Origin of the sequence: Phenylobacterium sp. (assembly GCF_036821595.1) — a bacterium.
GTDB lineage: Bacteria > Pseudomonadota > Alphaproteobacteria > Caulobacterales > Caulobacteraceae > Phenylobacterium.
This window is the reverse complement of record NZ_DAISJG010000131.1, coordinates 1-4,209: the sequence shown is the minus strand read 5'-3', so window position 1 is coordinate 4,209 and position 4,209 is coordinate 1. Positions and strand designations below refer to the sequence as shown.

The 4,209-nt window shown below is 70.3% G+C and carries 4 protein-coding genes and 1 pseudogene; 4 read left to right on the top strand and 1 reads right to left on the bottom strand.

Translation table 11 applies throughout. From position 1 onward, the window contains the following. From V7Z97_RS19610 to rodA, 4 genes are all read left to right on the top strand, one after another. A partial coding sequence (locus V7Z97_RS19610; protein ID WP_334165184.1) for a hypothetical protein occupies window positions 1-196 on the top strand: 196 nt, incomplete at its 5' end. An 18-nt stretch (window positions 197-214) separates the two neighbouring features. Beyond that, window positions 215-724, top strand: coding sequence for a hypothetical protein (locus V7Z97_RS19605; protein WP_334165182.1), 510 nt, complete (start codon window positions 215-217; stop codon window positions 722-724). A gap of 10 nt (window positions 725-734) precedes the next feature. Continuing rightward, window positions 735-2,753: a penicillin-binding protein 2 gene (mrdA, locus tag V7Z97_RS19600; protein ID WP_334165181.1), complete on the top strand. Its 2,019-nt coding sequence runs from the start codon at window positions 735-737 to the stop codon at window positions 2,751-2,753. After that, the gene (rodA, locus tag V7Z97_RS19595; RefSeq protein WP_334165180.1) at window positions 2,750-3,904 is read left to right on the top strand and encodes a rod shape-determining protein RodA; all 1,155 of its coding nucleotides are present in this window, start codon (window positions 2,750-2,752) and stop codon (window positions 3,902-3,904) included. Before mrdA ends, rodA begins: the two co-directional genes overlap by 4 nt. Before the next feature lie 27 nt (window positions 3,905-3,931). On the opposite strand, the pseudogene V7Z97_RS19590 reads toward rodA, so the two are convergent. Continuing rightward, a pseudogene (locus V7Z97_RS19590) lies at window positions 3,932-4,209 on the bottom strand (prolyl aminopeptidase); the annotation flags it as partial.

Below are 4,209 nucleotides of genomic sequence, written 5' to 3'. Positions count from 1 at the left end.
GCGTCGCGGCGGCCGGCGCCACGACGCCGCGTCCCGCGACGCCGGCCCCCAAGGCTGCGGCCGTCCCGCCGCCCAGGGCCGCCGTCACGCCAGCGCCGAAGCTCGCCGCGACCCCGCCGCCGAATTCGGCCGCCACTCCCCCGCCCAAGGCCGCGACGCCTGCCCCGAAGGCCGCCGCGCCCGCGCCCAGGCCTGAGCCGCAGGGGACCACGCCGTGAGCCAGGCCCGGTCGCTCGAACCTTGGCGGTGGCTGGGCGTCCCGATGCTGCAGGTGCTGGCGGCCACCATCCTCTTCGGCATCCCGCTGAGGGTCTGGGGGCTGCGCCTGCCCGAGCCGGTGTTCCCTCTGGCCATCGTTTTCGCCTGGGCGGTCATCCGGCCCTCCATCCTGGCGCCCCTCCTGGTGCTGGCGACGGGCTTGTTCCTCGACCTCTTCTGGGGCGGCCCGCTGGGCCTGTGGGCGCTCTGCCTGCTGATCGGCTACGGCGTGGTGCTCGCCGGCCGCAACATGATGGCCGGCCAGAGCCGGACGATCCTGTGGGCCTGGTACGGCGTGGTCGTCGCCATCGCCATGCTGGCCGGCTACCTGTTCGCCATGCTGGACGCCAAGTCGCAGCCCAGCCTGCTCGCCGTGGGCTGGCAATACCTGGCGACCGTCATACTCTATCCCTTCGCACACCGGCTCATCGACATGTTCGAAGACGCCGACGTCAGGTTCCGCTAGGGGCGCCGGAATGGCCGAACCCGCCATCTACTTCCAGGACGTCAACGAGCGGCAGGGCGTGTTCCACCGCCGGGCCTTTCTGCTCGGGGGCGTCGCGGGACTGGGGATCACCGCGCTCGGCGGCCGCCTCGCCTACCTGCAACTCCTGGAGACCCAGCGGTACGAGAAGCTCTCGGCCTCCAACCAGTTCAACTTCAAGCTGGTCCCGCCGCCACGGGGCCTGATCACCGACCGCAACGGCGAGATCCTCGCGGCCAACCGGCCCAACTTCCGACTCCTCGTGTCCCGCGACGAGGACATGAAGCCCGAGGATACGCTGAAGACGCTGGCCAACTTCGTGCCCATCGAAGAGCCCCGGATGAAGCGCCTGGCGCGCGACATCAAGAACGCGCCCAAGCGCGCGCCGGTCTCGGTCATGGAGGACATGAGCTGGGAGCAGTTCAGCGCCATCAATGTGCGCGCGCCCGAACTGCCCGGCGTCACCGCCGACATGGGGGAGGTGCGGGTCTATCCGCACGGGGGCGCCTTCGCCCACGTGATCGGCTACGTGGCCAAGGTGAACAAGGACGATCTGGAACCCACCGGTCCTAACGCCGATCCGATCATGCTCCACCCGGGGTTCCGGATCGGCAAGCAGGGGGTGGAGAAGGCCTTCGACCTGGACCTGCGTGGCAAGCCGGGCGCGCAGAAGGTCGAGGTGGACGCCCGGGGCCGGGAGGTGCGCCACGACCCGGACGGCGACATCCCCGCCGCGCCGGGCAAGGAGATCCAGCTCACCCTCGACGTGGACGTGCAGAACCGGGCCCTGGAGGTGTTCGGCGAGGAGAGCGGCGGCGCGGTGATGATGGACTGCCGCACCGGCGACATCCTGTGCATGCTCTCCGCGCCCAGCTTCGACGCCAACCGCTTCGTGCGCGGGCTGACGGGGGCGGAGTACCGGGCGCTGGCCAACTACGAGCGCCGGCCCCTGCTCGACAAGTGCCTGTCTGGCCTCTACCCGCCCGGCTCGACCTTCAAGACAGTGACGGCGCTGGCGGCCCTGCAGGCGGGGATCGATCCGGAGGCGCGGGTCGGCTGCGGCGGGGGGATGTACTTCGGCGGCCGCTACTTCCACTGCCACAAGAAGGGCGGGCACGGCATGCAGAACATGCGTGACGCCATCAAGAACTCCTGCGACGTCTACTTCTATTCGGTCGCCCTGCGGATCGGTCCCGACCGGATCGCCAAGGTCGCCCGCGAGTTCGGCCTGGGCCAGGAATTCGACATCGGCATCTCCGGACAGAAGAAGGGGACGGTCCCCGACCAGGCCTGGAAGCGGGAGTACTTCAAGAAGGGCGGCCCCGGCGCCCAGAAGTGGTACCCCGGCGAGAACCTCAGCTACGGCATCGGCCAGGGCTACCTGCAGGTGAACTGCCTGCAGTTGGCGGTGATGACGGCCAGGTTCGCGAACGGCCGCAAGGCGCTGAATCCCCGGCTCATCAAGTCGGTGGGCGGGGTGGAGCGGCCGCGCGGCTACGAGGTGCCCGACCTGCCGTTCCCGCAGGAGCACCTGAACCTGGTGCGCGACGGCATGGCCGCGGTGACGGAAGCCGGCGGCACCGCCTACCGCGCCAGCCAGCTTGGCCTCGGCGACATCCTCATGGCCGGCAAGACCGGCACGGCGCAGGTGCGCTCCTACGACAAGGGCGGCCACCGGGGTAAGGGCGGCCCCTGGCGGCTGCGCGACCACGGCCTGTTCGTGGCCTTCGCCCCGCTCGACCAGCCGCGCTATGCGCTGGCGGTCATCGTCCAGCACGGCATGGGCGGCTCGACCGCCGCCGCGCCGCGGGCGCGCGAGATCATGCGCGTGGCCCTGCTGAAGGACCCCGAGCTGATGGGGCGGATCCAGAGGCCCCTGCCGATGCCCGAGCTGCTGCCGGACCCGGAAGGCGACCTGCTGCCCGACGCGCCGATCGTCGCCCAGCCGCCGGTGACCACGGCCGCCGCCGGCCCGGCCCCCGCCACGCCCACGACGCGAGGCCCCGCGTGACCGTCTCCGCCCTCACGCGCCCCGGCGAACGCGACCGGCTGATCGTCAAGCTGAGCGAGGTCGACTGGATCTTCGTGCTGACCCTGTGCCTGATCGCGGGCGCCGGCGCGGTGATGCTGTTCTCCATCGCCGGCTCGTCCTGGGATCCCTGGGCGGCCAAGCACGTGATCCGCTTCAGCATCTGCCTGGCGCTGATGATCGGGCTGGCGCTGATCGACATCCGGGTCTGGTTTGCGCTCTCCTATCCGATCTACGCCGCGGGCTTGCTGCTGCTGGTGGCGGTGGAGCTGGTAGGGGACACGCGGCTCGGCGCTCAGCGCTGGCTGTCCATCGGGCCGTTCAGCTTCCAGCCGTCGGAGGTGATGAAGCTCGGCATCGTGATGGCGCTGGCGCGCTTCTACCACGGCATCTCGGCCGACAACGCCAGGCTTTCCTGGTGGCTGCTGATCCCGGCGGCGATGATCGGCGCGCCCGTGCTGCTGGTGGCCCACCAGCCCGACCTCGGCACGGCCATGCTGATCGTCATGACGGGGATCGCGATCGTCGTGCTCGCCGGCCTCGACTGGCGGATCATCGGCGGCGGCATCGCCGCGGCGCTGGTCGCCATTCCGCCGTTCGTGATGTTCGTGCTGCACGACTACCAGCGGCAGCGGGTCATGACCTTCCTCGACCCGGAGAGCGATCCGTCGGGCTCCGGCTACCACATCCTGCAGTCGATGATCGCCCTGGGCTCCGGCGGCGTCCTGGGCAAGGGCTACGGCCTGGGCTCCCAGAGCCAGCTCAACTTCCTGCCCGAGAAGCAGACCGACTTCATCTTCGCCACCCTGGCGGAGGAGTTCGGCTTCGTGGGCTGCGTGTCGGTCCTGGTGCTCTACGCCGCGGTGATCTTCATGGCGCTGCGGACCGCCTACATCAGCCATTCCCACTTCGGACGGCTGGCGGCGGCGGGGCTGACGGCGACCTTCACCCTCTACGTCCTGATCAACGGGGCGATGGTGATGGGCTTGGCGCCGGTGGTGGGCGTGCCGATGCCGCTGCTCTCCTACGGCGGGACGGTGATGCTGACGGTGATGATCGGCTTCGGCCTGGTGATGAGCGTGCGGGTCCACCGCTACTCCGAGATCACCTCGGGCAAGGGGTCGCTGGTCTGACCGGCGGCCCCACTGGCCGCGCCTGCCTCAGACGGTGAACGCCTGGTCGGTGGCGCGCACCAGGGCGTCGACGATGCCGGGCTCGGTGGAGGCGTGGCCGGCGTCCCAGACCACCTCGAACCGGGCCTCGGGCCAGGAGGTCTTCAGCTTCCAGGCGGCTTCCATCGGGGTGACCACGTCGAAGCGGCCCTGGACGATCCAGCCGGGGATGCCACGGATCTTCGCCACGCTGTCGAGGATCCAGCCGTCGTTCGGGAAGAAGCCGCCGTTGGCGAAGAAGTGGCACTCGATGCGGGCGAAGGCGA